Below are 26,176 nucleotides of genomic sequence, written 5' to 3' on the forward strand. Positions count from 1 at the left end.
GCTATTCATGGATAATATGACTTATATTCACGAAATCCATTCGCAAAATTCATAGCTGCATTTATATTTGTATTCTTTGTTCTTACCAAAGTCCGCCCCATGGATATCCGCTCGCTGCGCTACTTCGTTGAAACCGCCCGCCTGTCCAGCTTTACCCAGGCGGCCGAACTGCTGCACGTGACCCAGTCGACGATCAGCAAGATGGTGCACCAGCTCGAGGAAGAGCTGGGCACGCCGCTGTTCGTGCGCGACGGGCGCCGGCTCGGCCTGACCGATACGGGCCGCGTGGTGTTCCAGCGCGGCGAGGAAATGCTGGCGACGATGCGCACGCTGGCGGCCGAGGTACGCGACGTGCAGGCCGTGCGCCGCGGCACGCTGACGGTCGGCATTCCGCCGATGATCAACCTGCTGTTCACGCCGGTGCTGAAGGCGTTCCGCGAGCGCCATCCGGATATCGCGCTGGTGCTGCGCGAGGAAACCGGCCAGAACGTCGAGCGGCTGGTGGCGGCCGGCGAACTGGAGATCGGCATGACGGTGCTGCCTGCCGACCCCGCCCTGCCGGTGCAGACGCTGCCGGTGGCCAGCTACCCGATGTGGGCGCTGGCCGCCGGCGGCACCTTCCAGCGCCAGCGGCGCACGCTGAAGCTGTCCGCGCTGAAGGACCTGCCGCTGGTGCTGCTGACCGACGACTTCGCGCTGACCCGCGCGCTGCGCCGCGCCTTCGCCCAGGCCGGCTTCGAACCGGCGGTGGCGGCGCAGAGCGGCCAGTGGGACTGGCTGGTGGAAATGGCGTCGGCCGGCATCGGCGTGGCGCTGCTGCCGGAACCGTTCATCGACCGGCTGGGCGACGACGCGCTGCAGGCGGTGCGCATCGTCGAACCGGAAGTGGCGTGGCAGGTCGCCCATGTATGGAGCGGGCGGTACCTGTCGCACGCCGCGCGGGCCTGGCTGGACGTGAGCGCCGAGGTGCTGGGCTAGAGGCGCACTGCCGCGCGTTTCGTACGGCGCGGCACACGGCGTTCCCTGATCGCGCCATCACCTGATCGCGCCATCACCTGATCGCGCCATCACCTGATCAGTGCCCTCAGCTCCAGGCGCACCAGGCATCCGCTGGCCATCCATGCGACTACCTCGACCTGCTTGTCCATGCCCGGGATATCGCTGAATACCCGCATCAGTTCGGGTTCCGCACCGTCGTCCGGCGAGAACGACAGGAATGTGGGAGGGGCCGACGGCACCGAGGGCTTCGCCTGCAACCGGCCGGCGATCTCCTGCAGCGGAATGCAGCTGGTTTTTTCGATCTCGAGCATGAGCCATCCGCCGGTCTGGTATTTGCCGCGTGCGGGATTCGGCAAGATGACATTGGTGATGCCCGAAGCGATTCCCCGGGAGTCACGCACCCAATGGCACGTCCAGCTGGACGCATCGCAGGGATGCTGGATCAGCCTGGCCTCGAACAGTCTTTCGATCCTGTCGGGAGTCATCCGGTCCGGCTCTTTCGCCAGCGACAGCAGGCGATCGACTTGTTCCGCTTCGATAGCGTTCACACGCTGCATGCCCGCCGGTGCGGCGCCGGCATGGCCGCCAGGCAAGGCCATCATCATGGCAAGCAACCAGGATGCCAGCACCGGGAGGCTGGGGCGAGCGGCCATGGGCATTCCCGCGCGCCTCACGCCGGCATGCGCCCGGTGCGCAGCGCATGCGCCCAGTCCGGGCGCCCGTTGCTGTCGGCCAGCAGTGCGGCAAACTCGCAGTCGTACGGCACGGCGATGTGCTCGACCAGCCAGCCGGCCGCGGTGCGCTCGACGATCGCGTAGCGGGCGTGCGGCGTCAGGTTTTCCGATGCGTGCGGGAACGGATGGTCGTCGTCGTAGGCCTGCAGGCCCACGCTGCCGGGGTTGACGACCAGGCGCCCGTCGTCGAGCCGCACGCTGCGCGGCACGTGCGTGTGGCCGCACAGGATCAGCGAGGCGCGCGCATCGCCGGCGTGCGCCAGCACTTCGTCGTGCGTGGCGGCGCGCTGGCCGGCCTCGGTGACGGTCTCGGTCCAGTACACCACGTCGGACGACGGCGTGCCGTGCACCAGCAGCACGTCGTCCGTCAGCCGCAGCGTGGCGGGCAGCGAGTGGATCCACGCACGCTGCACCTCGGTGATCCGTTCATGCGCGAAGCGGTCCGACGCAGCCATCCTTTCCGGCACGTGCATCAGCACCTGGCGTTCGTGGTTGCCGGCGATCGTCGGCATGTCCAGCGCCATCAGGCGCTCGGCCGTTTCGCAGGGTTGCAGCGGGCCGGACACGATGTCGCCCAGGTTCACCGTCACGGTCGCGCCGCGCCGTTCGATATCGGCCAGCACCGCTTCCAGTGCGCCGAGATTGCCGTGGATATCCGAGATTGCCGCGATCTTCATGGTGTGCTCCCTGGTCGTTCCATCAGTATAAGCGGGCGGCGCGAGACGGCGCGCGATGCTACATTGGCCACTTTACAGGCAACCGGCTGAGGAACTGGCAATGGAATTCGACTACCGGAATTACACGATCCGCACGGAAGAGTATGAAGACACGGCGGCCGCGCACGATCACCAATGGCACTGCACGATCATCATCAAGGGGCACGTCGATACGTGGAGCGACCGCTTCACCGCCGAGCAGCGCTTCGCCAGCCGTGCCGATGCCGAGGCGGGCGCCGCCCGTATCGCCCGCGAATACCTCGACAAGAAGCTTGCCGGCTCCGGCCAGGGCAACTCTCAGGTGTAGGCCAGCAGGCGCCCGCAGGCGATCACGCCGAACCACAGCAGCAGCGACAGCAGCGCATGCGCCCGCGCGGGCAGCGGCGCGGGCGTCGCCACGTTCCACCCGGCCACGCCGCGGTACACCCCAACGTGGAACGCCAGCGCATTGGCGCCGGCCAGCACGATCAGCGCCAGCTTCACGCCGAACGTGCGGTTCGACAGGTAATCGCCCGGCGCGCTGGCGAACAGCAGCAGCCCGGCCGGCACGACCAGCAGCAGGCTGGCTACCGCCCACCGCAGCAGGTGTGCCGCCAGCGCATCGACCGGCAGGCGGCGTGCGCAGCCGAGCAGGCGCAGATCGAACATGGCCACCGCGCCCACCAGGATGGCAAAACCGGCGATGTGCACCGTCTCGACGATGGGATACAGCCAGACGCCGTCGCGCATCGCCACCGCCACCGGCGTGGCGGCCAGCCATTCGGCCGGCGGCGCCAGCTGCCGCGTCAACCAGCCTTCCACCATCAGCGCAGCTCGACCGTCTTGTCCTTGCCCTGGTCCTTGACGGTGATGCGTTCGGCGCGCAGTTCGCCGTCCTTGCTGCGGTGCGGATAGCCGTAGACGGTAGCCTGCCCGCCGCTGGCCAGCGCATCCTTCGGCAAGCCGCGGCTCTCCATCCGCGACGGCGGCGCCAGCACCACATGCCAGGTCTTGTCGGCGGTCTTCAGCTCGACATGGCCATGCGGCTGCGAATAGCCGCTTTCAGCGATGGTCCCGGTCAGGGTCAGGGGCTTGTCGGCGTTGTATTCGCTCCAGCCGTGGTGGGCGAAAGCGGTAGCGGCGGCGCCAAGGGACAGTACAAATGCTACGAGGGATCGCTTCAGGGATCGTTTCACGGGTCTCTCCTGCAGTGTAGGTACCCCGGCACTTTAGCGGAACGGGTCGAAAGTGCAAGCAGTACGGCGTGCGGCGCTCGGACGGCCTGCATCGATTCTCACCAATTATTTCATTAGCATAATTTTGTTGCCTGAAATGCAGCGTGCCGCTAAGCTGCCGCTTCCCCATCGACAATTGAAAAAACCATGGCGACCATCGACATCAAACTGACCCAGGCCACTGAAAACCAGCTGCACGCAATGGCCACCGGTACCTCATCCATCGACGCCACGGCGCTGCTCGAACAGCTGGGCGACAGCCTCGCGCCGCTGGCGATGCTGGACGACGACTCTGTGCTGACCTGGCGCCAGGAAGCCGACGCGTCGTTCAAGCTGTTCCTCGCTGGCGGCGCCACGCTGACCTTCACCGGCGCCACGTTTCCGTTCCTGGGCGCCGACAGCCGCTTCTACGCTTCCGCCACCGGCATCGCCTACCAGCAGCCGGGCGCGGTGAGCGTCACGCAGGCGGGCGATTACCAGTTCGTCTTCACGGCCACCGGCGGCGACAGGCTGGTGATGAACAGCGTCACCGCCCTCACCACCTCCGGCGCCGTGTCCACGCAGTACGACCCGGCTTCGCCCCTGTACGACACCGATATCGGCAATCTCCGCCTGGCATTCGACGGCCTGCTGCGGGCCGATGCCGCCGGCACGGTCACCGGCCAGGTGCGCAGCATCACGCTGCAGGCGGACGCTTTCCTGCGCAGCGCGACGCTGGCGGGCACGTTCGACGTGGCCGCCATTGCCGAGGGAACCGGCGGCGGCGTGCTCACCGATGCCGCCATCGAATTCCACGACGGCGCCCATGTCCGCGTGGCCGGCGCCGCGATCGTGGTCGATGGCGAGACGGACTTCGACGCCAGCCTGCTGGCCAATCCCGCGGCCCTTTCCGGCGACGATACGATCCGCGTGGAACTGCCCGACACGCTGCACGACTCCGTTGCAGTCGCCTCGGGCGCCGGCAACGACACGGTGACGATCGCCGGCGGCGGCGGGCGGCTGCACGTCCATGCCGGTACCGGCAACGACGTCGTCAACGTGTTGTCCGGCTCGCATTTCCTCGAAGGCGGCAGCGGCGTCGATACCGTCGTCTATGCCGGCAAGCGCGGCGACTACGGCCTGACGGTCACCGCCGAAGCACTGTTCACGACCACGGCGGCGAGCGGCGCGCGCGATACGCTGACCAATGTCGAACGCATCGAGTACGCCGACGGCGCGCTCGCCTTCGACAGGGAAGGCAACGCCGGCCAGGCCTACCGGCTCTACCTCTCGGCCTTCGACCGCGCGCCGGACCAGGCCGGGCTGGGCTTCTGGATCTCAGCGCTGGACGGCGGCGCCACGCTGCTGGACGCCAGCCGCGAATTCATCGCCAGCCAGGAATTCGCCACGCTGTACGGCGGCCAGGTGGACAACGGCAAGTTCGTCGAACTGCTGTACCAGAACGTGCTGCACCGCGCTGCGGACAAGGCCGGGTACGATTACTGGGCCGGCGCGCTGGAAAGCGGCGATACCGACCGCGCGCACATGCTGGTGGACTTTTCCGACAGCACGGAACACCGCGACGATGTCAGTGCATCCATTGCAAGCGGAATCGCGTATCTTCCGTATTAAGGAAATGTACGGAAAAATGTAAGGAAACAAGGCGCAATGCACGGCAATCACACGGAACGCGGCACCGCTTCCAGCCCCGGCGGGGGCGCCCGCCCGCCATCCCGTCCGCTCACCCGGCAGGACTACAAGACGCTGTCGCTGGCGGCGCTGGGCGGTGCGCTGGAGTTCTACGACTTCATCATCTTCGTGTTCTTCGCCACCACCATCGGCGCCCTGTTCTTCCCGCCGTCGATGCCGGACTGGCTGCGCCTGTTCCAGACCTTCGGCATCTTCGCCGCCGGTTACGTGGTGCGGCCGCTGGGCGGCATGGTGATGGCCCACTTCGGCGACCTGCTGGGCCGCAAGAAGATGTTCAACCTGTCGATCGTCATGATGGCGGTGCCGACCCTGATGATCGGCCTGCTGCCCACCTACGCCAGCGTGGGCCTGGCCGCGCCGCTGCTGCTGCTGCTGTTCCGCGTGCTGCAGGGTGCGGCGGTGGGCGGCGAGGTGCCCGGCGCCTGGGTGTTCGTGTCCGAACACGTGCCGGCGCGGCGCATCGGCTACGCCTGCGGCACGCTGACCGCCGGCCTCACCTTCGGCATTTTGCTCGGCTCGCTGATGGCAACCGGCATCCACGGCTGGTTCACGGCGGAACAGGTGCAGTCCTTCGGCTGGCGCATTCCCTTCCTGCTGGGCGGCATCTTCGGCCTGGGCGCGATGTACCTGCGGCGCTGGCTGCATGAAACGCCGGTGTTCACCGAACTGCAGCAGCGCAAGGCGCTGGCCGCCGAACTGCCGCTGAAGGCCGTGCTGCGCGAGCACCGGCGCGCTGTCGTGCTGTCGATGCTGCTGACCTGGATGCTGTCCGCCGCCATCGTCGTCGTCATCCTGATGACGCCGGCACTGCTGCAGAAAGTCTACGACTTCGACGCCCGCACGGCGCTGGAAGCCAACGCGCTGGCCACGCTGTGCCTGGCGTTCGGCTGCGTCGCCGCGGGCGCGCTGGCCGACCGCTTCGGCGCGCGGCCCGTGCTGCTGTGCGGGGCGCTGCTGCTCGGCGCCTGCACCTGGGTGTTCTACACCACACTGGCCGAGCGCCCCGACCTGCTGCTGCCGCTGTACGCCGCGCTGGGCTTGTCCGTCGGCGTGGTCGGCGTGGTGCCGGGCGTGATGGTGCGCGCCTTCCCGGCGGCGGTGCGCTTTTCCGGCATTTCGTTTTCCTACAACCTGTCGTATGCCGTCTTCGGCGGGCTGACGCCGGTGATGGTGACGCTGATGCTGAAATACCAGCCGCTGGCGCCGGCGTACTACGTGATGGCACTGTGCGCGCTGGGCGTCGTGGTCGCGCTGGCCATGAAGGAGAGCGCACGGCAGGCCTGAAGTCCATGTTGGCAAAGTGCCATGCGCTGCTAGAATGACGGCATGTTCAGATCCCGGCACTGGCGCAACTGCTTCACCTGGATGGCTTTCGCAGCCATCCTGGCCGCTGCATTGATGCCTTCGCTGTCGCGCGCCATGGCCAGCGACCGGATCGGCAACATCATGATGGCCGAGATCTGCGCCCCCAGCGGCATGAGCTATGCCGGCATCAGCTATTCCGGCATGCAGGGCCAGGAAGACAAGGCCATCGGCCACATGGACGATTGCGCCTATTGCCGCCTGCAGGCCGATACGCCGGTCCTGCCCGTCACCATCGCCCTGACCGCGCCGGGCAAGATCGCCGCGCCGCGGCCCGCGCTGTTCTACCACTCCCATTCTCCGCTGTTCACCTGGGCCGCCGCCAAGCCGCGCGGCCCGCCCCTGCCCGCCTGATCGTATTTTCCCGAACGGCTGACCTGTTTCAGCCGCCCTGCCGCGCATGCGGCAACCGATCACCGATAGCAGAACCACCATGAACATCGCCACCATCGCGCCTGTGCCGGCGCGCGTCCGCCTGTCCGCACTGCCCCTTTGCTGCCTGCTGGCCGCCGCCTCGATCCCCTGCGCCGTCCAGGCCCAGGACGCCACGCTGCCGACCGTCTACGTCACCTCGCGCGCCAACCAGGGCGGCCTGGACGCGCAAGCCGGCACCGGCTCGAACCTCGACCTGAGCCGCTTCGACACGCCGGCCAGCATCGACATCATCACCCGCAAGCAACTGGAAGAGCGCGGCGACACCAGCCTGCTCGACGCCATCACCCGCGCGCCGGGCATCAGCGCCATGCCGCACCCCGGCAACGGCAACTCCTCGGTGGCCGCGCGCGGCTTCACCGACACCACGTCCGTCATGCGCCTGTACGACGGCATGCGCCAGTACGGCGGCGCCGGGCTCACCTTCCCGTTCGATACCTGGTCGGTCGAACGCATCGAGGTGCTGCGCGGCCCCGCTTCGGTGATCCATGGCGACGGCGCCATCGGCGGCGTCATCAACGTGATCCCGAAGCAGCCGACGCGCGGCGCGCCCGAGCACGAGCTGCAACTCGGTATCGGCAACGAACACAGCCGCCGCGCCGCCTTCGGCAGCGGCGGCGCGATCGACGAGCGCTGGTCGTACCGCATCGACGCCAGCACCGAGCGCGCCGACGGCTGGGTGGACATGGGCGAATACAGCAACCGCGCGATCTCCGCCGCCCTGCGCTTCGACGTCTCGCCCACGCTGAACATCCGCCTCTCCACCGCCCGTGGCCGGCAGGAACCGATGCGCTACTTCGGCACGCCGCTGGTCGACGGCAAGCCGGTGCCGGCCATCGCCGACAAGAACTACAACGTGGCCGACAGCGTGATGCAGTTCGACGACCGCTGGACCGACGCGATGGTGCACTGGCGGCCGAACGACGCCACGACCGTGCGCAGCCGCTTCTACCGCATCGGCAGCGACCGCCACTGGCGCGACGTGGAAGGCTATTACTACAACGCCGCAACGGGCCTGCTCGACCGCGCCGACGCCACCGAGATTTATCACGATCAATCGCAGACCGGCAACACCACCGACATGGCGGTCAAGGGCATCCTGCTCGGCCTGGCCAACCAGGTGTCACTTGGCTTCGACATCAATTCCTCGGACTTCACGCACACCAACAACACCTACGTCGGCAGCGTGCCTTCCGTCGACCTGTTCGATCCGGTCCCCGGCAATTTCGCCAGCCCCGTGCCGACGATCCCGCGCTACCACACGAAAGCCAAACAATATGCGCTGTTCGCCGAGGATCGGCTGCAATTGACGCAGAAGTGGTCGATACTGGCCGGCCTGCGCTACGACCATGCGGAACTGGCCCGCGACGATCTCGTCGCCAGCAAACAGGCCTACGAGCGCACCTTCACCAACGTGGGCTGGCGCCTCGGCACCGTGTTCCAGGCCACGCCGGCGCTGGCGGTCTACGGCCAGTACGCCAGGGCGGCGGACCCGATCGGCGCCCTGCTCTTCCTGTCGACCAGCAACAGCCGGTTCGACAACGCGACCGGGCGCCAGCTCGAAGTGGGCGTCAAGCACGCGTTCGCGAACGGCGGCGAATGGACGCTGGCGGTCTATGACATCAGCAAGAACAACCTGCTCACGCGCGATTCGGCCAATCCTTCCCAAAGCCTGCAGGTAGGCGAGCGCTCGTCGCGCGGCATCGAGGCCACGGTGATGGCGGCGCTGGCCCCCGGCTGGCGCATCGAAGCCAACGCTTCGCTGCTGCGCGCCCGCTTCGAGGATTTCAACGAATCGTCCGCCGGCCAGGCCGTCTCGCGCGCCGGCAATACCCCGCCGGACGTGCCGAAACGCCTCGCCAACGCATGGCTGCACTGGGATTTCATCCCCGCCTGGACGGCCAGCGCCGGCCTGCGCTATGTGGGCGAACGCAATGCCGACAACGCCAACACCCTGAAAATGCCGGGCTACGCCGTCACCGACCTGTCGCTGCGCTGGCAGGCGGCGCCGCGCACCAGCGTCATGCTGCGCGCCGCGAACGCTTTCGACAAGCGCTACTTCACGACCGCCTACTACATGCCCGAGCAATGGTTCTACGGGCCGCACCGCAAGCTGGACCTGATCGTGCACCACCGCTTCTGAACCCATGAAACGCTACGTCTACCTGGTGCACCGCTGGACCGGCATCGCCATGTGCCTGCTGATGGCCATCTGGTTCGCCAGCGGCATCGTGATGCTGTTCGTCGGCTACCCGAAGCTGACCCCGGCCGAACGGCTGGCCGCCCTGCCGGCACTCGACCGGGCGGGCTGCTGCATCGCTCCCGCGCAGGCGCTGGAACGCAGCGGCATGGTCGACGCGACATCGCTGGTGCTGACGTCGATCGGCGGCGCCCCGCACTACGTGCTGCAGGGCTCCTCCGGCGCCCAGGTCTCGGTCGATGCCGTCTCCGGCCGCCGGCGTGCCGCTGCCGCCCCGGACCAGGCCATGCGTGCGGCAGCGGCGTTCGCATCGGGCTCGCCGGCGCGCTACGAAGGCACGGTGTTCGAAGACCGGTGGACGCACGCGCGCGGCCTGAATCCGCACCGGCCGCTGCATGTCGTCGAACTGGACGATGCGGCCGCGACGCGCGTCTACGTGTCGTCCGCCACCGGGCAGGTGGTGCTCGACGCACCGCGCGCGGAGCGCGGCTGGAACTACGTCGGCGCCTGGCTGCACTGGCTGTACATGCTGAAGAACCAGCCGACCGATCCTGTGTGGACGTGGACGCTGGTCGCCATTTCCGCTATCGGCGTATTCACTTCCGTCACCGGCATCGCCAATGGCATCTGGCGCTGGCGCTTCGCGGGGCGCTACCGGAACGGCTCGCGCACGCCGTACCGCGAGGCCGCCATGCGCTGGCATCACATGCTCGGCCTCGCGTTCGGCGCCATCCTGTGCACCTGGGTGTTCAGCGGACTGATGTCGATGAACCCGGCCGGCATGTTCGATGCGAAGGGTGCGAAGCCGGACGTGGCGGCGATGCAGGGCGGCAGCCCGGCCGCGGCGCGGCTGCCCCTCGCCGTCTCCGATGTCCTGGCACTGCTCGATCGCGAAGGCTTCGCGGCCCGCGAGCTGGAATGGCGCGTGCTGGATGGGGAACCGTTTATTCTGGCGCGCGATGGCGTCAATGACACGCGCATCGTGCGTGCTTCGGGCCAGGGCTTCGTTGCCGTTCGTTCGTGGCCGGAGGAAAAGCTGCGCCGCGCCGCCGTGCGGGTGATGCCCTGGCCGGTGGCCTCGGTTGAAACGCTGACCGCGTATGACGCCTATTACTACTTGCGCGATGAAGCGTCGATGTATGGCGGGAACGAGCGGCGCCTGCCGGCGCTGCGCGTGGTGTTCGGCGATCCCTCGTCGACGTGGGTGCACGTGGACATGCGCACGGGGCAGCTGGAATTGAGTGCGGACCGTTCGCAGCGCGTGGGACGGTGGCTGTTCAACCTGCTGCACAGCTGGGACCTGCCTTCGATGCTGTCGGCCGGGTGGCTGCGCATCGCGCTGCTCATCCTGCTGAGCGGCGGCGGACTGCTGCTCAGCGTGACGGCGGCAATCATTGCCTGCCGCCGGCTGTGGCCAGCGCGTAGAATGCAGCCCTTTAGAGGATGACGACAAGGATGACGACGATATGAAGAAAACCGACCTGGCAAAATTCGATGCCAAGAAACTGATGGGCAAAACGGCAGCACCGGGCGGCGCCGCTTTCGGCAATGCCGTCGCACCCGCCGTCGACAAGCGCGAGCAGCGCAAGCGTGACCAGGCGCTGGGGCTGGTGCCGTTCGCGGTGAAGCTCAATAGCGAACTGGTGAAGCAGTTGCAGGCGCTGGCCGCCGAGACGGGGCAGGATTTGAATGCGACCGTGGCGGAGGTGCTGGCCAGGGGGCTTGCGGCTGATTCTGAAGCTGCGCAGAAGTGACATCAGAAGGCGGGGTCGATGCTTCAGGCAACGGTTAATACATTCGATGCCGGAGTTAGGATTTCCGGCTGAAGTTGTTGTGGGAAGCGGCGTAAGCGAAGTGGGATCGTTAATGTGAATCCTCTCTTGTCTGACGGCTGATACGCATCGCCGCCCACCCGTTGATCGGTCCCAACATTTTTTAAGGGGAAACGGGCAACAATTCCATGCACACATCTTTGATAGGAGAGTGACATGGCGATCGACGTATATCTTCAAATCGACGGCATTAAGGGCGAGTCGGCTGACTCGGCGCATCAAGGCTGGATCGAAGTCACAGCTGCCTTCTGGGGCGTAACGCAACCACGCAGCGCTACCGCGTCAACTGGCGGGGGCCACACGGCAGAGCGATGCGAACATCGTACGCTTTCGTTCACAAAGCTTGCGGACATGGCTTCTCCGGTCCTGCTGCAAACATGTTCCGCAGGAAGAACGATACCAAAGGCGAAACTTGAATTCATGCGCGCAGACGGCCAGGGTGTACGTATCCGCTACTACGAGATCGAGATGGAAAATGTCCTCATCGCGAACATCGACCAGGCAGTTGCGGAAGGAAGTATTTTGCACGACTCGGTGGGTCTGAAGTTCTCAAAGGTTAAATGGAAATACACCCATCAGAAAATCAGCGGTGGAACTGGTGGCAATACCGCTGGCGGATGGGACCTCGCTTCGAACAAATGCGTCTGACGGAGGCACCCATGCAGATGCAGCCAAAAGATTCACGCAGCTATTTCATGCTGCCTCAAGCTCCGGAGGATGCTGGCTACTATGTATACGGCAAACTCGATGGCATTCCGAGCAAAGGCGCCTCTCAGTACGCCCATCCGTCCCTCATGACAGCGATCCTGCGTGTCGAACGAGAATGGCGTCAATATGACAACAGGAAATTCGGTATCGGCGACATCAGCCTGGCTGGCGGCGGCAATCACCCTGATCACGAGTCCCACGAAAAAGGTGTCGACGTCGATGTACGACCGCTTCGCAAAGACGGCAAACATACACCGGTGACCTGGAAGGATAAGGAGTACGACTTCGCTGCGACAGAAAGTTGATTGGACTATTCCATGCTTACGCAAACGTGAAGGTACTGCTTTTCAACGACCGCAGAATTCCATTCGTAGTCTGGGCAAAGCAGCACGACAACCATTTTCACGTGACCTTGTGGACCTGAGATGAAAAAAGCGCTGAGGTTAGCTCTTCCCGGTGTCATCATTTTTACGCTCGCTGGAGCAGCGCCACTGGAGGCATGGCGACCGCTCGAAGCTCGTTACACGATATTCTCCGGCCCGATCCTGGCCGATCGGGACGCGCCTACCCCGACAGATAGAAAACTCACTGTGCTCGTTGAAGGACAGCCAGCGAAGGAGATTTTCGATTCGATCGGACCGGATGCTCCGCAAGTTTGCAGGCAAGACAAAGGGGACAGGGAGCGGACGAAGCAAGGAGTGCAATGCACCTACACAGCCCAAGGTGCAAACAAGGGGTATGAATGCTGGATCGGGATCGACCTTCGGACCGGACGAAGCATCGCCACAGTCAGTTGTTGAAGCTTTGCAGTGCGGCAGACCCTCCTTGTGTCTGCTGCCTGCGTCGGTTCGCGCACTGGATGCCGGGCGATCCGCTTACGCCGGATCGTTCAGCGCCTCATCCAGGAAGTCCACCAGCGCCGCCACGCGCCGCGACGGCAGCCCGCCGGGCTGCACGGCATACAGGTCCATCCTGTCGGCGGCGTAGTCGTCCAGCGCCGTTTCCAGCCTTCCCGCCGCCAGGTCCTGGCGGACATCCCACGCGTTCTTGAACGTGACGCCCAGCCCGGCCAGGGCCCATTCCCGCACCACGTCGCCATTGCTGGCCTGCCGGTCGCCCCGTACCTTGACACTGAACAGCCGCGCGCCGTCCTGGAACGACCAAGCCGCGAGCGGTGCGCCGGGCCGCGCCAGCACGAGGCAATTGTGCTCCGCCAATTGGTCCGGATGCACCGGCTTGCCCGCCCTGGCCCAATAACCGGGCGAGGCGCAGACCAGCCGCTTGCCGCGTAACAGCAGCCGCGCGCGCAGGCCGGAATCGGGCAATGGCCCGGAGCGCAGGGCGAGATCGACCCGTTCGTCGACCATGTCGATGGTGCTGTCGCTCAGCAGCAGGGTGACATGGATGCCGGGGTGGCGCTGCTGGAAAGCGTCCAGCAAGGGGCGCAGCTGGACCCGGCCGAAGTCGTTCGTCGCCGCCACGCGGACCGGTCCCGCCAGCGGACCATCCTGGCGCAGGCCACTCAGCGCCCCATCCCACTCCGCCACGATGCGGCGCGCATCGGCCAGCAGCATCTCGCCTTCGAACGTCAGCACCAGGCGCCGTGTCGACCGGGCCATCAGCCGGGCGCCGCTCTCCTGTTCAAGCTGGCCGACCGCCAGCGTCACCGTGGATGTCGCGATCGTGCGCTGCCGCGCCACGGCCGAAAAGCTGCCGGCTTCCACCACTTCCACGAACAGGCGCAGCGCATCGATACGGTCCATCTTTCGAATTCCTCGAAAAGTTATTTGGAAACAGCCCCCATTATCGCGCCATCCCCGCATGGATATAGTGGTCGCAGTTCATTCACTTCAGGAGAATTCACTATGCATATCCATTTCGCAGGCCGCACGGTGCTGGTGACCGGTTCCACCGCGGGCATCGGCTTCGCCACCGCCAAGGGCTTCGTTGCGGCCGGCGCGCACGTGATCGTCAATGGCCGCAGCCAGAAGAGCGTGGACGCCGCGCTGGAGCGGCTGAGCGGCCAGCAGGGAACCGCTTCGGGCTTCGCGGGCGACCTCGCCACGGCGGAAGGGTGCGCGCAACTGTTCGCCGCGTATCCGGACGTCGACATCCTCGTCAACAACGTCGGCATCTTCGGCCCGCAGGATTTCTTCGACACGCCCGACAGCGAGTGGGACCGCTTCTTCCAGACGAACGTGATGTCCGGCGTGCGCCTGGCGAAAGCCTATGCGCCGGGGATGAGCACCCGAGGCTGGGGGCGCATCGTGTTCATCTCCTCCGAATCCGCGCTGAACATCCCGGCCGACATGATCCATTACGGCTTCAGCAAGACCGCGCAACTGGCGGTATCGCGCGGCTTGGCCAAGCGGCTGGCCGGCACCGGTGTGACCGTCAATGCCGTGCTGCCCGGCCCGACGCTGTCGGATGGCGTGGCCGACATGCTGGCGGCCGACGTGCAGCGCACCGGCGAGAGCCTCGACAAGGTGGCGGCGGACTTCGTCACGCAGCACCGCGGCTCGTCGATCCTGCGCCGTGCCGCCACGGTCGATGAAGTCGCCAGCATGATTCTCTACGTGAGCTCGGAGCAGGCCTCGGCTACCACGGGCGCCGCGTTGCGGGTCGACGGCGGCGTCGTCGACTACCTCGTTTGACATCCCATCTGCCATCACAAAGGACCATCATGACCCACCCTACCCTCCAGGCGATCGCAGAGCGCCGCACCACCAACCTGTTCGATCCGGCGCGCGATATCGCCGTCACGCAGATCGGCGAACTGGTGCACCTTGCCACCCGGGCACCCACCTCATTCAACCTGCAGAACTGGCGCTTCATCGCCGTCCACGACCGTGACGCCAGGACGCGGCTGCGCAAAGTGGCCTGGGACCAGGCCAAGATCACCGATGCCGCCGTGACGTTCATCGTGGTCGGCCAACTGGCCGACGAGCGCGTGCTGGCCCGACGCCTGCAGCCGGTCGTCGATGCCGGCATCATGCCCGCCGCGATGGTGCCCGGCTGGGAAGGCGCCGCACGAAGCCTGTACAACGGCCAGCCCCAGCGCCAGCGCGACGAAGCGATCCGCTCGGCCACGCTGGGCGCCGCGACACTGATGCACGCGGCCCAGGCCATGGGGCTCGGGTCGGCGCCGATGATCGGATTCGATCCGGAAGCCGTTGCCAGCGGCTTCGGGCTGGCCGACAACGAGATTCCGGTGATGCTTGTTGCTGTGGGGTATGCGTTGCCGGAGAACTGGCCGCAGAAGCCGCGGCGGCCGCTGGAGGAGGTGCTGGAATTGGCGTGAGTCGAGCAATGCCGCTTGCAGCGGCATTCACCAGCTTTGTATGCGAGGGGCAGCAGATTTGGCTGGTTTGCGGCCCAGCTCGTCCATCCTTCACATGCTTGTTTCCCCATGGTAGCGCCGCTCGGACTAGAATCGTTCGTCGCTACCGAAAATAACAAGCAGTCGATGACGTCGATCCCCTACTACGAACAACACGCGGCCCGGCTGGCGGGCCAGTACGAGTCCCTGGATTTCAACGAGGTGCACGCCGGCTTGCTGGATGTGCTTCCGCCTCCTGGTGGAATGGTGCTCGACGTCGGCGCCGGTTCCGGCCGCGATGCCGCCTGGTTCGCGGCAAACGGCTACGAGGTCGTTGCCGTCGATCCGTCCGACGCGATGCTTGCCCAGGCGCGCCGGCTTCATCCGTCGGACAAGATCCGCTGGCTATCCGACAGCTTGCCGGACCTCGTCAGAGTGCCGCGGCTCGGCCTGAGGTTCGATCTCGTCCTCCTGTCGGCCGTGTGGATGCACATTCGTCCGGAGGACCGCCAGCGTTCGCTGCGTAAGCTGGCAACGCTGCTGGCGCCCAACGGACGCATTGCCATCAGCCTTCGGCTCGGCGCGCCGGACACCGAGCGGGCAATGCATGAGGTGTCGTTGCAGGAGCTTTCTTCGCTTGCCCTGCAGTTCGGGCTGCGCATTGTTCGGACCTGCGATAGCCGCGACAAACTGGGGCGGAGTGAAGTCTCGTGGACGAACGTCGTGCTGGGACTGCCCGATGACGGCCTCGGCGCCCTGCCCCTGCTACGCCACCTGATACTGGTCGACGATAAGGCTTCCACCTACAAGATCGCGCTGCTGCGCGTGATCGCCCGCATCGCCGACACCGCAGCGGGTCTGGCCCGCCATAAAGCAGAATCGGTCGTCGTGCCGCTGGGACTCGTATCGCTGTTCTGGCTGCGAATGTACAAGCCGCTGATCGAGCATCAGTTGCCGCAAATGCCGCCGTCGCGCCTGGGCACTGGGCCAGGATTCGTCACCGATAATTTCCATGCGCTCAGGCCCATCACTCCTGTCGAACTGGCGATCGGTTCCGTATTTCGGGGCGATATCGCGAGGCACCTGCATCGCAGCCTGTCGGAAATCTCGCAACTGATACGACGTATGCCAGCGACGTACTTACGCTGGCCGGCGAGCGCCAATCCGATTTTCAACATCGAATGGCGCAGGCAAACTTCCACGCAGTCAGAACTGCAAATTGACGAAGCGTTCCTGTGGGGCTTTGGAGACTTTCATGTGCCGCTCGATATCTGGCAAGCGCTAACGCATTACAACGTATGGATCGAACCTGTGCTGGTGGCCGAGTGGGTCCGGCTGATCGAGGCTTACTCCGGTGATCGGTTGCCGGCGGTGGGGATGCTGGCACACAGGCTGCTTACCTGGGCAGACCCTGTTCGCGATACGACATTCGCGAGGGCTGCAGTCGATCGCATTCGAGCAAAAGGGAAGCCGGTGTATTGCGTCTGGACTGGCGCCAGGCTGGGTGACAAGTACGATATCGACCATTGCTTCCCGTTCGCCGCCTGGCCTTGCGGCGATGCGTGGAACCTGATGCCTTCCGCACGCCTGATCAACATCCAGAAATCCAACCGATTGGTGACTCAAGCGGCATTGGAAAGCGCCAGCGACCGGATAACCGAATGGTGGGTCGATGCTTTCATCGACCAGAGTGATGGGCAGCGGCAGCGATTCTTCCTGGAGGCGGCACAGACGCTGCCGTTGCTGGTTGCTTCGCCCGGGGCAACGGATGTGATCGATGCGATGAAGATTCATCGCATCCGGCTGAGCAAGGATCAGGGGTTGCGGGCTTGGGAGCCGGGCTTGCGTGAAAGGCGGTCCAGCGACAGGACGTCATTCCTTGGCGTGGACACATCGACGCAAACTTGAGCGGCGAGCCGCGAGGACTCGATTCCTGACGTCCCAGCAGGGAATCGCTGGCGGAAGGGGCCCGACTCGCATAATTTGGCCGTTATCTTCAAGACGGATCGTGTTAAACACCTAGAAACGAAAAAGGCCACTCCAAAGAGTGGCCTCTATCGTTAATTCTTCTGGTCGGGGCGAGAGGATTCGAACCTCCGACCCCTTGCACCCCATGCAAGTACGCTACCAGGCTGCGCTACGCCCCGACGAGTGGCGGATTATAGCAGAGGGGTTTGAGTTTTTGCCATGCCTTTTTGCACACCAGCAGGCTTGCCTGGCGGCACCGCCCCGGCCTACCGCCGCAGCGCAGGACAGCGCTAGAATCGCACGATGACGACACCACTCTCCCCCTCATCGCTGGACAGCGCCCAGCTCGACCGCGCCGCCGAACTGATCCGCCAGGCCGACGCGCTGGTGATCGCCGCCGGCGCCGGCATCGGCGTCGACTCCGGCCTCCCCGACTTCCGCGGCAACGAAGGCTTCTGGCGCGCCTACCCCGCCCTCGGTGCGGCGCGCATCGCATTCACGACCGCAGCCTCGCCCGCCACGTTCAAGGAAAACCCGGGGCTGGCCTGGGGCTTCTACGGCCACCGCCTCAACCTCTACCGAGGTACCATTCCCCACGAAGGTTTCAGGCTGCTGAAGAGCTGGGGCGAAAAGAAACCGCACGGTTACCACGTCTTCACCAGCAATGTCGATGGCCAGTTCCAGAAAGCCGGCTTCGACGCGGACAAAGTGCATGAATGCCACGGCTCGATCCATCACCTGCAATGCCTGGAACCATGCAGCGATGCGATCTGGGAAGCCGGTGACTTCAAGCCCGAGATCGACGCGCAGGCCTGCAGGATCACGAACGAGACACCCGTCTGCCCTCATTGCGGCGGCATGGCGCGTCCGAATATCCTGATGTTCGGCGACTGGGGCTGGATCGAGGAGCGCAGCGAGCGGCATGCGGCGCGGCTGGAGCGATGGCTGGACAAGGTCGAGCGGCCGGTCGTCATCGAACTGGGCGCCGGCACGGCGATTCCATCGGTGCGGCGCTTCAGCGAAGAGGTGATACGGCGCGGCGGGCGGCTGCTGCGAATCAATCCGCGCGAGCCCAAGGTGCCAACCCCGCTCGATGTGGGGCTGGCGGCCGGCGCGCTCGAAGGCCTGGAGGCGATCGCCGCGCGCTTATGAACAACAAATGAACGTCACACGAAGCGGACCGAGATATCGCTCAGGCCATCGACATGGCCGACCAGCGTCTGGCCGCGCTGCACGGCGCCCACGCCTTCCGGCGTGCCGGTGAAAATCAGGTCGCCCGGCTGCAGGGTGAAATAAGTCGACAGGTTGGCGATCGTCTCGGCGATCGACCAGATCATTTCGTTGATGTGGCCGGACTGCTTCGTGGCGCCATCGATCTGCAGCGTGATCGCCGCGTCCTCGATGCCCGCCACCGTGGCGGCGGGGTGCACGGTGCCGACCGGCGCCGAGAAGTCGAAGGCCTTGCCGATTTCCCAGGGGCGGCCGGCGTCCTTCATCCTGTTCTGCAGGTCGCGGCGCGTCATGTCGAAGCCGACCGCGTAGCCGAAGATGTGCGCGGGTGCGTCTTCCACGGCGATGTCGGCGCCGCCCTTGCCGATGGCGACGACCAGCTCGCACTCATGGTGGAAGTTGCTCGTCTGTGGCGGGAACGGCAGCTCGGCCGTGGCGCCCGGTGCCACCGCGACCACGGCGCTGGCGTCGCCCGGCTTGGTGAAGAAGAACGGCGGTTCGCGGCTCGGGTCCGAGCCCATTTCGCGGGCGTGGCCAGCGTAGTTGCGGCCCACGCAGTAGACGCGGCGGACGGGGAAGCGGGCGTCGCTGCCGTCGACGGCCAGCGATGCCGCCTGGTGCGGCGGAAAGACGAAATCGGTCATGATGCTCCGTAGGTGAATGTCAGCTGAACAGCAGGACCCGCAGCGCCAGGCGGAAGGACTCGGTCAGCGTGTCCGGGTCCATGTCCGGGTTGTGCACGGCGCGCACGGGCAGGCCCTGGAACATCGTGATCATAACGTTCATCCGCGCTTCGAGCAGCGCCTCGTCCACGGGCAGCCCGTGGCGTTCCCTTCCAGTCTTCAGCACCATGCGCAGCAGCGTTCGCGTGCGGCGGTCCGCGTCGCGCGCCACGGCGGCGACTTTCGGATTACGCGACGCTTCCGCCGTGATTTCCAGCGGCAGGATCCAGGTTTCCGGATTGAGGTCGTCGCGCACCGCGCGCGGCACTTCGTCGAGCAGCGCCTGCAGCGGGTCGTCCTTCAGTTCGAAGCCGCGCATCAGGGCCGAGACGCGCTCGACGTTTTCCTCGACGAAGGCGGCGATGATCGCGTCCTTGCTGTCAAAGTAGTTATATATGTGGCCCGCGCTCATGCCGGCGGCCTTCGAGATCTCTGCCATGCTGGCGCCATGGAAGCCGCTGCGGCCGAAGCACGCGGCGGCCGCATCGAGCACCTGGCGGCGCCGATGACGTGCCTTTTCCGGGTCGTGATGGCGTTTTTCGGTATTGCTCATACTGCCTTTCAGGGGGCGCTGGCGAAATTGCTATCGGCTGGCCGCCCCGGTTTGTCAAACGGATCGCCTGTGCACCCACACGGATGCTATCATTTTCCACGACCGCCACTTGCGCAAGGATGACCATGTCAACCAGGACTTCCCGCACGATCGAAATGCGGCCGGCGGAAGCCGCCGACCAGGCCTTCATGGAGGTGCTGTTTGCCAGCACCCGTACCGCTGACCAGCGGATGGGCGCCTGCGACGCCCCCACGGAAGCCCTGCTGATGGCCCTGCAGTTCCGCGCCCGGCAAACCCAGCTCCATGCCTACTATCCCTATGCCGACACGGCGGTCATCATCGAGCGCGAGCGGCCGATCGGCGCGCTGCACGTCAATTACGGCTCCGACGAAATCCGCATCCTCGACATCAGCCTGCTGCCGGAATGCCGCAGCCGGGGTATCGGCCTGGGGCTGCTGCGCAGCCTGCAGGCGCAGGGTGTGCGGATGCGTGTGCCGGTGCGGCTTGATGTGCTGCCCGGTACCCGTGCCCAGCGGCTGTTCCAGCGCTGCGGGTTTACGCTCAACGGGGCCAACGGCTTGTTCTTGTGCATGGAGTGGATGCCGCCGTTGCTGACTTGAAGGTTGCTCAGCAGCTGCTCAGTCCTGCACGCGCCGACTGGGTCACGCGCTAGTTGCACGCATCCGAAACCGGTGCCAGACCGCGAGGGTCAGACACCAGTTGCTCTGCCGTCGCCGGGTATCAACCCGTCAGCGGCTCGCTGGCCTTATTGCCAGCCACCACCCAGCACTTTATACAGCGTGACCTGATTGCTGGCCTTCGCCAGCCGCGCGCTGATATACGTCTGCTGGGCCGCGTACAGGTTGCGCTGGGATACCAGCGCGTTCAGGTACGACTCCGCGCCCTTCTGGTAACGCTGCTCGTGGATCTGGTAGCTCTTGCCCGAGGCTTCCACCAGTGCCGCCTGCGACGCCACGCGCTCGTCCAGCGTGCCCCGCTGGGCCAGCGCATCCGACACTTCCCGGAACGCCGACTGGATCGCCTTCTCGTACTGCGCCACGGCGATATCGCGGTTGGTGCGCGCCAGGTCCAGGTTGGCCTGGTTGCGGCCGCCCGCGAAGATCGGCAGGTTCAGTTGCGGGATGAACGACCACGTGCCGGCGCCTGCCTTGAACAGGTTCGACAAATCGGAACTCATCGCGCCGGCCGATGCCGTCAGCGAGATGCTCGGGAAGAACGCGGCGCGCGCCACGCCGATGTTGGCGTTGTTGGCCTGCAGCGTGCGCTCGGCGGCCAGCACGTCCGGCCGGCGCTGCAGCACGTCCGACGGCACGCCGGCCGGCAGGTCCGCCAGCTGCGTCACCGACTGCAGGCTACCCTGCGGCAGCAGCTCGGCAGGTACCGGCGCACCGGCCAGCAGCGCCAGCGCGTTCTGGTCGGCCGCCACCTGGGCGGTGTACACGGCCACGTCGCTGCGCGCCGTTTCCACGCTGGTCTGCGCTTCGTACATGTCGAGGCCCGACGTGGCGCCCGCTTCGAAGCGGCGCTTGCTGAGCTCATAGCTGATCTGCTGGCTTTTGAGCGTGTCCTGCGCCAGGCGCAGGCGCTCCTGGTCCGCCGCCAGCGTCAGCCAGGCGTTGGCCACTTCGGCCACCAGGCTGATCTGCTGCGAACGGCGCGCCTCTTCGGTGCCCAGGTACTGCTGCAGCGCCGCTTCCGACAGGTTCTTCACGCGGCCGAAGAAGTCCAGCTCGAAGGCCGGGATGCCCAGGCCCGCCGTGTACTGGCGCGAGATATAGGCTTCGCCGGTGGCGGACTGGTTGTCCGGCACGCGCTGGGCCGTCTGGCCCACGCTGGCGTTCAGGCCCGGCACGCGGTCGGCGCGCTGCACGCCGTACTGGGCACGCGCGGCTTCGATGTTGAGGATCGAGACACGCAGGTCGCGGTTATTGGCCAGCGCCAGTTCGACCAGCTTTTCCAGCTGCTCGTCGGCGATGAACTCGCGCCATTGCACGTCGTAGGCCTGCTTGCCGTCGGCGGCCGGCTGCGCGGCTGGCTGGTATGCATCGCCTTGCGGCCACGCCGGGGTCACCGGCGCCGCGGGGCGCTCATACGTGGGCGCCAGGCTGCAGCCGGCCAGCAATGCCGTCACGGCCAGGGTAATCAAGGTCTTGGTCATCATGCTTCACCTTTAACGATATTGGCGGCTGGCTGGTTTTTGGAAATGAACATGCTGCGCACCAGTACGAAGAACACCGGCACGAAGAAGATGCCGAGGAACGTGGCGGTCAGCATGCCGCCCAGCACGCCCACGCCGATGGCGTTCTGGCTGCCGGAACCGGCACCGCTTGCCAATGCCAGCGGCAGCACGCCCAGGCCGAACGCGATCGAGGTCATCAGGATCGGGCGCAGGCGCAGCTTCACTGCTTCCAGCGTTGCCTGGCGCACTTCCATGCCGCCTTCCTGCAGTTCCTTGGCGAATTCCACGATCAGGATCGCGTTCTTCGCCGCCAGGCCGACCACGGTCAGCAGGCCCACCTGGAAGTACACGTCGTTCGCCAGCCCAAAGCCCCAGGTGGCGATCACGGTACCGATGATGCCCAGCGGGATCACCAGCAGCACCGAGAACGGCACCGACCAGCTTTCATACAGTGCAGCCAGGCACAGGAACACGATCAGGATCGAGATGGTGTACAGCATCGGCGTCTGCGAACCGGATTCGCGTTCTTCCACCGACAGGCCGGTCCATTCGTAGCCGATACCCGGCGGCAGTTGCGCGATCATCTTTTCCACTTCGGCCATGGCCGCGCCGGAGCTCACGCCCGGCGCCGGGCTGCCCTGGATGTTCACGGACGACAGGCCGTTGTAGCGCTCCAGGCGCGGCGATGCGTAGATCCACTCGCCGGTGGCGAAGGCGGAGAACGGCACCATCTCGCCGGCGTTGTTGCGCACGAACCACTTGGCCAGGTCTTCCGGCACCATGCGCGAATCAGGCTGGCCCTGCATGAACACCTTCTTCACGCGGCCGCGGTCGACGAAGTCGTTCACGTACGACGAACCCCAGCCCACCGACAGCACGCGGTTCACGTCGGCCACGGCCAGGCCCAGCGCCGTTGCCTTCTGCTGGTCGATCGTCACCTTGTACTGCGGCGTATCTTCCTGGCCGTTCGGGCGCACGCCCACCAGTGCCTTGTTCTGCGCGGCCATGCCGAGCAGCTGGTTACGCGCCGCCATCAGTGCCGTGTGGCCCACGCCGCCCACGTCCTGCAGTTGCAGGTCGAAGCCGGAGGCGTTACCCAGTTCGATCACGGCCGGCGGTGCGAACGAGAACACCATCGAATCGCGCAGCTGCATCAGTGCGCCCATGGCGCGGCCGGCAATTGCGCTGACCTTGTTTTCAGCGCCCGAACGCTCGGACCAGTCCTTCATCCGCACGAAGGCGATACCGGTGTTCTGGCCATTGCCGCCGAACGAGAAGCCGGCCACCGCGAACACGGAAGCGACGTTGGCCTTTTCCTGGTTCATGAAGTAGTCCTCGACCTTCTCGATCGTCTTCAGCGTGCGTTCCTGCGTGGCGCCGGTCGGCAGCTGGATCTGCGTGAACAGCACGCCCTGGTCTTCTTCCGGCAGGAACGAAGTCGGCAGGCGCATGAACACCACGGCCAGCACGGCCAGCAGCACCGCGTAGAGGATCATCGACGGCGCGCGGCGGCGGATCATGCCGGCCACCACGCCCTGGTACTTGTCGGTGCTCTTTTCAAACGTGCGGTTGAACCAGCCGAAGAAGCCGCGATTCGTCAGGTGATGGCCCTTCTCGACCGGCTTGAGGAAGGTCGCGCACAGCGCCGGCGTGAAGATCATCGCCACCAGCACGGACAGCACCATGGCCGACACGATCGTGATCGAGAACTGGCGATAGATCACACCGGTGGAACCACCGAAGAATGCCATCGGCACGAACACGGCGGACAGCACCATCGCGATACCGACCAGTGCGCCGGAGATCTGGCCCATCGATTTCTTCGTCGCTTCCTTCGGCGACAAGCCCTCTTCCGTCATCACGCGCTCGACGTTTTCCACCACCACGATGGCATCGTCGACCAGCAGACCGATGGCCAGCACCATCGCGAACATCGTCAGCGTATTGATGGAATAACCCAGCGCCGACAGCACGGCGAAGGTACCCAGCAGCACCACCGGCACCGCCATCGTCGGGATCAGCGTGGCGCGGAAGTTCTGCAGGAACAGGTACATGACGAGGAACACCAGCACGATGGCCTCGGCCAGCGTCTTGACCACTTCCTCGATCGACAGTTCGACGAACGGCGTGGTGTCGAATGCCACGACAGCCTTCATCCCTTTCGGGAACAGCTTGCTCATTTCCTCGACCTTGGCTTCCACGGCCTTGGCGGTATCGAGCGCGTTGGCGCCGGTGGCCAGTTTCAGGGCGATACCGGTGGCCGGTTTGCCGTTGAAACGCGCCACGGTGGCGTAGTTTTCGCGGCCCAGTTCCATCTTGGCCACGTCGCGCAGGTGCACGGTGGCACCGTTGGACTGCGTCTTCAGCAGGATCGCGCCGAACTGTTCGGCGGTCTGCAGGCGGCTCTGCGCCGTCACGGTGGCGTTCAGCTGCTGGCCCGGCACGGCGGGCGCGCCGCCCAGTTCACCGGCCGAGACTTCGGCGTTCTGCGCCTGCACGGCGGTGATCACGTCGGCCGGCGTCAGCTGGTAGCTGGTCAGCTTGGTCGGGTCGAGCCAGATGCGCATCGCGTACTGGGAACCGAACAGCGTCACGTCGCCCACGCCCTGCACGCGCGACAGCGGGTCGAGCACGTTGGCGGCGACGTAGTCGCCCAGGTCGGCCTGGTTCATGCTGTTGTCTTCGGAGACGAAGCCCAGCACCAGCAGGAAGTTCTTGGTGGCTTTCGACACCACCAGGCCCTGTTGCGTCACGGCGGTCGGCAGCAGCGGCGTCGCCAGCTGCAGCTTGTTCTGCACCTGCACCTGGGCGATGTCCGGGTTGGTGCCGCTCTTGAACGTCAGCGTGATGCTGATGCCGCCGGTGGAATCCGACGAGGAGCTCATGTAGCGCAGGCCGTCGATGCCCTTCATCTTTTGCTCGATGACCTGCGTGACGGCGTCTTCCACGGTTTTCGCGGAAGCGCCCGGATACGAACCGGAAATCGAGATCGAAGGCGGCGCGATGCTTGGATACTGCGCGATCGGCAGGCTCCAGATCGCGAGGCCGCCCGCGAGCATGATGACGATGGCGATCACCCACGCGAAAATGGGACGATCGATGAAAAATCTTGCCATTGAATGACTCCTGCTTGCTTAGTGAGCGGCGGCGGCCGGCTTGGCGGCGGCGGTGCTGGCCGCGGCGGGTGCGGCAGGAGCGGCAACCACTGCTGGCGCGCCCGGCTTCACCTTCTGGATGCCTTCGACGATCACGCGGTCGCCGGCGGCCAGGCCGGATTTCACCAGCCACTTGTCGCCCAGCGTGCCGGTAGTGGCGATCACGCGCTGCTCGACGATGCCCTGCTGGTTCAGCACCAGCGCGGTGGCTTCGCCCTTCTGGTTGCGGGTCACGCCCTGCTGCGGCACGGCGATGGCCTGCTCGTTGACGCCGTTCTCGACGACGGCGCGCACGAACATGCCCGGCAGCAGGTCATGCTTCGGGTTCGGGAACAGCGCGCGCAGCGTCACGTTGCCGGTGCCCGGGTCCACGGCCACGTCGGCGAACTGCAGCTTGCCTGCCTGTGCATACGTGGAACCGTCGGCCAGCTTCAGCGTGACCTTGCCTTCGGCCTTCGTCACGCCGCCGCCCTCCAGCGATTTCTTCAGGCGCAGCAGGTCTTCCGAGGATTGCGTCACGTCGACATAGATCGGGTCCAGCTGCTGCACGGTGGTCAGCGCAGTTTCCTGGCCGGCCGTCACCAGCGCGCCCGGGGTCACGTTCGAGCGGCCGATGCGGCCCGAAATCGGCGCGTGCACCTTGGTGTACTCGACGTTGATGCGGGCCGTCTGCAGTTGCGCCTTGGCCGATTCCACGTCCGCACGCGCCTGTGCTTCGGCGGCGACCGCGTCGTCGTAATCCTGGCGGCTCACGCCCTCGATTTCCACCAGCTCCTTGTAGCGCTTCACTTTCGGGCCGGCCGTCAGCAGGTTCGCTTCGGCACGCGCCAGCGCGGCCTTGGCGGCGCTGAACGACGCCTGGTACGTGGCCGGATCGATCTGGTACAGCTGGGTGCCGGCCTTGACGTCGGCCCCTTCCGTGAACAGGCGCTTCTGCACGATGCCGGCCACCTGCGGGCGCACTTCGGCGATCTGGAACGCGGACGTGCGGCCCGGCAGTTCGGTCACCACCGGCAGCGCTTCCTGCTTCACGGTGTACACGGCCACCTGCGGCGGCGGCATCTTGCCGCCCGGCGCACCGGCCTGTTGCTGCTTGTCGGAGTCGCAGCCGGCGGTCAGCGCCGCCGCGCATGCGAGGAAAAG

25 protein-coding genes and 1 tRNA gene are annotated in these 26,176 nt (G+C 65.7%); 15 read left to right on the forward strand and 11 right to left on the reverse strand.

What is annotated here, in order from left to right; translation table 11 throughout:
- Window positions 1-99 precede the first annotated feature (99 nt).
- Window positions 100-978, forward strand: coding sequence for a LysR family transcriptional regulator (locus ACY34H_RS29025; RefSeq protein ID WP_464980886.1), 879 nt, complete (start codon window positions 100-102; stop codon window positions 976-978).
- An 89-nt stretch (window positions 979-1,067) separates the two neighbouring features.
- On the opposite strand, the gene ACY34H_RS29030 is transcribed toward ACY34H_RS29025, so the two are convergent.
- Together ACY34H_RS29030 and ACY34H_RS29035 are read right to left on the reverse strand one after the other, a co-directional pair.
- Window positions 1,068-1,652 (reverse strand): hypothetical protein, encoded by a 585-nt coding sequence (locus tag ACY34H_RS29030; protein WP_464980887.1) that lies wholly within the window; start codon window positions 1,650-1,652, stop codon window positions 1,068-1,070.
- A gap of 17 nt (window positions 1,653-1,669) precedes the next feature.
- The gene (locus ACY34H_RS29035; protein ID WP_464980888.1) at window positions 1,670-2,410 is read right to left on the reverse strand and encodes a metallophosphoesterase family protein; all 741 of its coding nucleotides are present in this window, start codon (window positions 2,408-2,410) and stop codon (window positions 1,670-1,672) included.
- A gap of 100 nt (window positions 2,411-2,510) precedes the next feature.
- Here ACY34H_RS29035 and ACY34H_RS29040 point away from each other — a divergent pair, with 100 nt between their 5' ends.
- Window positions 2,511-2,756: a hypothetical protein gene (locus ACY34H_RS29040; RefSeq protein ID WP_464980889.1), complete on the forward strand. Its 246-nt coding sequence runs from the start codon at window positions 2,511-2,513 to the stop codon at window positions 2,754-2,756.
- Here ACY34H_RS29040 and ACY34H_RS29045 read toward each other — a convergent pair.
- Both ACY34H_RS29045 and ACY34H_RS29050 read right to left on the reverse strand, forming a co-directional pair.
- A complete protein-coding gene (locus ACY34H_RS29045; RefSeq protein WP_464980890.1) occupies window positions 2,747-3,253 on the reverse strand; it encodes a DUF6644 family protein in 507 nt (168 codons plus the stop codon). The two genes, ACY34H_RS29040 and ACY34H_RS29045, sit on opposite strands and share 10 nt — an antisense overlap.
- Window positions 3,253-3,624: a DUF6152 family protein gene (locus ACY34H_RS29050; protein ID WP_464980891.1), complete on the reverse strand. Its 372-nt coding sequence runs from the start codon at window positions 3,622-3,624 to the stop codon at window positions 3,253-3,255. Before ACY34H_RS29050 ends, ACY34H_RS29045 begins: the two co-directional genes overlap by 1 nt.
- A 186-nt stretch (window positions 3,625-3,810) precedes the next feature.
- On the opposite strand from ACY34H_RS29050, the gene ACY34H_RS29055 reads away from it, so the two are divergent.
- The 8 genes from ACY34H_RS29055 to ACY34H_RS29090 all read left to right on the forward strand — a co-directional run bounded on the left by ACY34H_RS29055 (window position 3,811) and on the right by ACY34H_RS29090 (window position 12,191).
- Entirely contained in the window at window positions 3,811-5,274 is a 1,464-nt protein-coding gene (locus tag ACY34H_RS29055; RefSeq protein WP_464980892.1) for a DUF4214 domain-containing protein, read from the forward strand.
- A gap of 36 nt (window positions 5,275-5,310) precedes the next feature.
- Window positions 5,311-6,636 (forward strand): MFS transporter, encoded by a 1,326-nt coding sequence (locus ACY34H_RS29060; RefSeq protein ID WP_464980893.1) that lies wholly within the window; start codon window positions 5,311-5,313, stop codon window positions 6,634-6,636.
- A gap of 42 nt (window positions 6,637-6,678) precedes the next feature.
- Window positions 6,679-7,068 (forward strand): DUF2946 domain-containing protein, encoded by a 390-nt coding sequence (locus ACY34H_RS29065; protein ID WP_464980894.1) that lies wholly within the window; start codon window positions 6,679-6,681, stop codon window positions 7,066-7,068.
- Between the two features lie 79 nt (window positions 7,069-7,147).
- On the forward strand, window positions 7,148-9,289 hold the full coding sequence (locus ACY34H_RS29070) for a TonB-dependent receptor (protein ID WP_464980895.1): 2,142 nt from the start codon (window positions 7,148-7,150) through the stop codon (window positions 9,287-9,289).
- 4 nt (window positions 9,290-9,293) lie between these two features.
- A complete protein-coding gene (locus ACY34H_RS29075) occupies window positions 9,294-10,793 on the forward strand; it encodes a PepSY domain-containing protein (protein ID WP_464980896.1) in 1,500 nt (499 codons plus the stop codon).
- 19 nt (window positions 10,794-10,812) lie between these two features.
- A complete protein-coding gene (locus ACY34H_RS29080) occupies window positions 10,813-11,100 on the forward strand; it encodes a hypothetical protein (RefSeq protein WP_464980897.1) in 288 nt (95 codons plus the stop codon).
- A 234-nt stretch (window positions 11,101-11,334) separates the two neighbouring features.
- The gene (locus ACY34H_RS29085) at window positions 11,335-11,826 is read left to right on the forward strand and encodes an Hcp family type VI secretion system effector (RefSeq protein WP_464980898.1); all 492 of its coding nucleotides are present in this window, start codon (window positions 11,335-11,337) and stop codon (window positions 11,824-11,826) included.
- Window positions 11,827-11,837: 11 nt separating this feature from the next.
- Window positions 11,838-12,191 (forward strand): penicillin-insensitive murein endopeptidase, encoded by a 354-nt coding sequence (locus ACY34H_RS29090; RefSeq protein ID WP_464980899.1) that lies wholly within the window; start codon window positions 11,838-11,840, stop codon window positions 12,189-12,191.
- Between the two features lie 570 nt (window positions 12,192-12,761).
- On the opposite strand, the gene ACY34H_RS29095 is transcribed toward ACY34H_RS29090, so the two are convergent.
- Entirely contained in the window at window positions 12,762-13,649 is an 888-nt protein-coding gene (locus ACY34H_RS29095) for a LysR family transcriptional regulator (RefSeq protein WP_464980900.1), read from the reverse strand.
- A gap of 102 nt (window positions 13,650-13,751) precedes the next feature.
- On the opposite strand from ACY34H_RS29095, the gene ACY34H_RS29100 reads away from it, so the two are divergent.
- The 3 genes from ACY34H_RS29100 to ACY34H_RS29110 all read left to right on the forward strand — a co-directional run bounded on the left by ACY34H_RS29100 (window position 13,752) and on the right by ACY34H_RS29110 (window position 17,113).
- The gene (locus ACY34H_RS29100) at window positions 13,752-14,540 is read left to right on the forward strand and encodes an SDR family NAD(P)-dependent oxidoreductase (protein ID WP_464980901.1); all 789 of its coding nucleotides are present in this window, start codon (window positions 13,752-13,754) and stop codon (window positions 14,538-14,540) included.
- 29 nt (window positions 14,541-14,569) lie between these two features.
- The gene (locus ACY34H_RS29105) at window positions 14,570-15,187 is read left to right on the forward strand and encodes a nitroreductase family protein (RefSeq protein ID WP_464980902.1); all 618 of its coding nucleotides are present in this window, start codon (window positions 14,570-14,572) and stop codon (window positions 15,185-15,187) included.
- Window positions 15,188-15,352: 165 nt separating this feature from the next.
- A complete protein-coding gene (locus ACY34H_RS29110) occupies window positions 15,353-17,113 on the forward strand; it encodes a methyltransferase domain-containing protein (RefSeq protein ID WP_464980903.1) in 1,761 nt (586 codons plus the stop codon).
- 162 nt (window positions 17,114-17,275) lie between these two features.
- Here ACY34H_RS29110 and ACY34H_RS29115 read toward each other — a convergent pair.
- Window positions 17,276-17,352: transfer RNA gene (locus ACY34H_RS29115), tRNA-Pro, on the reverse strand.
- A gap of 124 nt (window positions 17,353-17,476) precedes the next feature.
- On the opposite strand from ACY34H_RS29115, the gene ACY34H_RS29120 reads away from it, so the two are divergent.
- Window positions 17,477-18,325, forward strand: coding sequence for an SIR2 family NAD-dependent protein deacylase (locus ACY34H_RS29120; protein ID WP_464980904.1), 849 nt, complete (start codon window positions 17,477-17,479; stop codon window positions 18,323-18,325).
- A gap of 14 nt (window positions 18,326-18,339) precedes the next feature.
- Here ACY34H_RS29120 and ACY34H_RS29125 read toward each other — a convergent pair whose 3' ends face one another.
- Both ACY34H_RS29125 and ACY34H_RS29130 read right to left on the reverse strand, forming a co-directional pair.
- The gene (locus ACY34H_RS29125) at window positions 18,340-19,047 is read right to left on the reverse strand and encodes a fumarylacetoacetate hydrolase family protein (RefSeq protein WP_464980905.1); all 708 of its coding nucleotides are present in this window, start codon (window positions 19,045-19,047) and stop codon (window positions 18,340-18,342) included.
- Between the two features lie 19 nt (window positions 19,048-19,066).
- The gene (locus ACY34H_RS29130) at window positions 19,067-19,678 is read right to left on the reverse strand and encodes a TetR/AcrR family transcriptional regulator (RefSeq protein ID WP_464980906.1); all 612 of its coding nucleotides are present in this window, start codon (window positions 19,676-19,678) and stop codon (window positions 19,067-19,069) included.
- A 125-nt stretch (window positions 19,679-19,803) separates the two neighbouring features.
- Between ACY34H_RS29130 and ACY34H_RS29135 the strand changes: the two genes are divergently transcribed.
- Window positions 19,804-20,298, forward strand: a complete 495-nt coding sequence (locus ACY34H_RS29135; protein WP_464980907.1) for a GNAT family N-acetyltransferase — start codon at window positions 19,804-19,806, stop codon at window positions 20,296-20,298.
- A 146-nt stretch (window positions 20,299-20,444) separates the two neighbouring features.
- On the opposite strand, the gene adeC is transcribed toward ACY34H_RS29135, so the two are convergent.
- The 3 genes from adeC to ACY34H_RS29150 form a co-directional block, all read right to left on the reverse strand.
- A complete protein-coding gene (gene adeC, locus ACY34H_RS29140) occupies window positions 20,445-21,857 on the reverse strand; it encodes an AdeC/AdeK/OprM family multidrug efflux complex outer membrane factor (protein WP_464980910.1) in 1,413 nt (470 codons plus the stop codon).
- On the reverse strand, window positions 21,857-24,994 hold the full coding sequence (locus ACY34H_RS29145) for an efflux RND transporter permease subunit (RefSeq protein ID WP_464980908.1): 3,138 nt from the start codon (window positions 24,992-24,994) through the stop codon (window positions 21,857-21,859). The genes adeC and ACY34H_RS29145 overlap by 1 nt, the downstream gene beginning before the upstream one ends.
- Window positions 24,995-25,012: 18 nt before the next feature.
- The coding region (locus ACY34H_RS29150; RefSeq protein WP_464980909.1) for an efflux RND transporter periplasmic adaptor subunit at window positions 25,013-26,176 on the reverse strand (1,164 nt) is incomplete at its 5' end.

This window comes from Pseudoduganella sp. jia 9 (genome assembly GCF_055502615.1).

Coding starts and splice junctions, on each gene's coding strand:
- ACY34H_RS29025 (WP_464980886.1), top strand. CDS start 100: ATGGATATCCGCTCGCTGCGCTACTTCGTTGAAACCGCCCGCCTGTCC.
- ACY34H_RS29030 (WP_464980887.1), bottom strand. CDS start 1,652: ATGGCCGCTCGCCCCAGCCTCCCGGTGCTGGCATCCTGGTTGCTTGCC.
- ACY34H_RS29035 (WP_464980888.1), bottom strand. CDS start 2,410: ATGAAGATCGCGGCAATCTCGGATATCCACGGCAATCTCGGCGCACTG.
- ACY34H_RS29040 (WP_464980889.1), top strand. CDS start 2,511: ATGGAATTCGACTACCGGAATTACACGATCCGCACGGAAGAGTATGAA.
- ACY34H_RS29045 (WP_464980890.1), bottom strand. CDS start 3,253: ATGGTGGAAGGCTGGTTGACGCGGCAGCTGGCGCCGCCGGCCGAATGG.
- ACY34H_RS29055 (WP_464980892.1), top strand. CDS start 3,811: ATGGCGACCATCGACATCAAACTGACCCAGGCCACTGAAAACCAGCTG.
- ACY34H_RS29060 (WP_464980893.1), top strand. CDS start 5,311: ATGCACGGCAATCACACGGAACGCGGCACCGCTTCCAGCCCCGGCGGG.
- ACY34H_RS29065 (WP_464980894.1), top strand. CDS start 6,679: ATGTTCAGATCCCGGCACTGGCGCAACTGCTTCACCTGGATGGCTTTC.
- ACY34H_RS29070 (WP_464980895.1), top strand. CDS start 7,148: ATGAACATCGCCACCATCGCGCCTGTGCCGGCGCGCGTCCGCCTGTCC.
- ACY34H_RS29075 (WP_464980896.1), top strand. CDS start 9,294: ATGAAACGCTACGTCTACCTGGTGCACCGCTGGACCGGCATCGCCATG.
- ACY34H_RS29080 (WP_464980897.1), top strand. CDS start 10,813: ATGAAGAAAACCGACCTGGCAAAATTCGATGCCAAGAAACTGATGGGC.
- ACY34H_RS29085 (WP_464980898.1), top strand. CDS start 11,335: ATGGCGATCGACGTATATCTTCAAATCGACGGCATTAAGGGCGAGTCG.
- ACY34H_RS29090 (WP_464980899.1), top strand. CDS start 11,838: ATGCAGATGCAGCCAAAAGATTCACGCAGCTATTTCATGCTGCCTCAA.
- ACY34H_RS29095 (WP_464980900.1), bottom strand. CDS start 13,649: ATGGACCGTATCGATGCGCTGCGCCTGTTCGTGGAAGTGGTGGAAGCC.
- ACY34H_RS29100 (WP_464980901.1), top strand. CDS start 13,752: ATGCATATCCATTTCGCAGGCCGCACGGTGCTGGTGACCGGTTCCACC.
- ACY34H_RS29105 (WP_464980902.1), top strand. CDS start 14,570: ATGACCCACCCTACCCTCCAGGCGATCGCAGAGCGCCGCACCACCAAC.
- ACY34H_RS29110 (WP_464980903.1), top strand. CDS start 15,353: ATGACGTCGATCCCCTACTACGAACAACACGCGGCCCGGCTGGCGGGC.
- ACY34H_RS29120 (WP_464980904.1), top strand. CDS start 17,477: ATGACGACACCACTCTCCCCCTCATCGCTGGACAGCGCCCAGCTCGAC.
- ACY34H_RS29125 (WP_464980905.1), bottom strand. CDS start 19,047: ATGACCGATTTCGTCTTTCCGCCGCACCAGGCGGCATCGCTGGCCGTC.
- ACY34H_RS29130 (WP_464980906.1), bottom strand. CDS start 19,678: ATGAGCAATACCGAAAAACGCCATCACGACCCGGAAAAGGCACGTCAT.
- ACY34H_RS29135 (WP_464980907.1), top strand. CDS start 19,804: ATGTCAACCAGGACTTCCCGCACGATCGAAATGCGGCCGGCGGAAGCC.
- adeC (WP_464980910.1), bottom strand. CDS start 21,857: ATGACCAAGACCTTGATTACCCTGGCCGTGACGGCATTGCTGGCCGGC.
- ACY34H_RS29145 (WP_464980908.1), bottom strand. CDS start 24,994: ATGGCAAGATTTTTCATCGATCGTCCCATTTTCGCGTGGGTGATCGCC.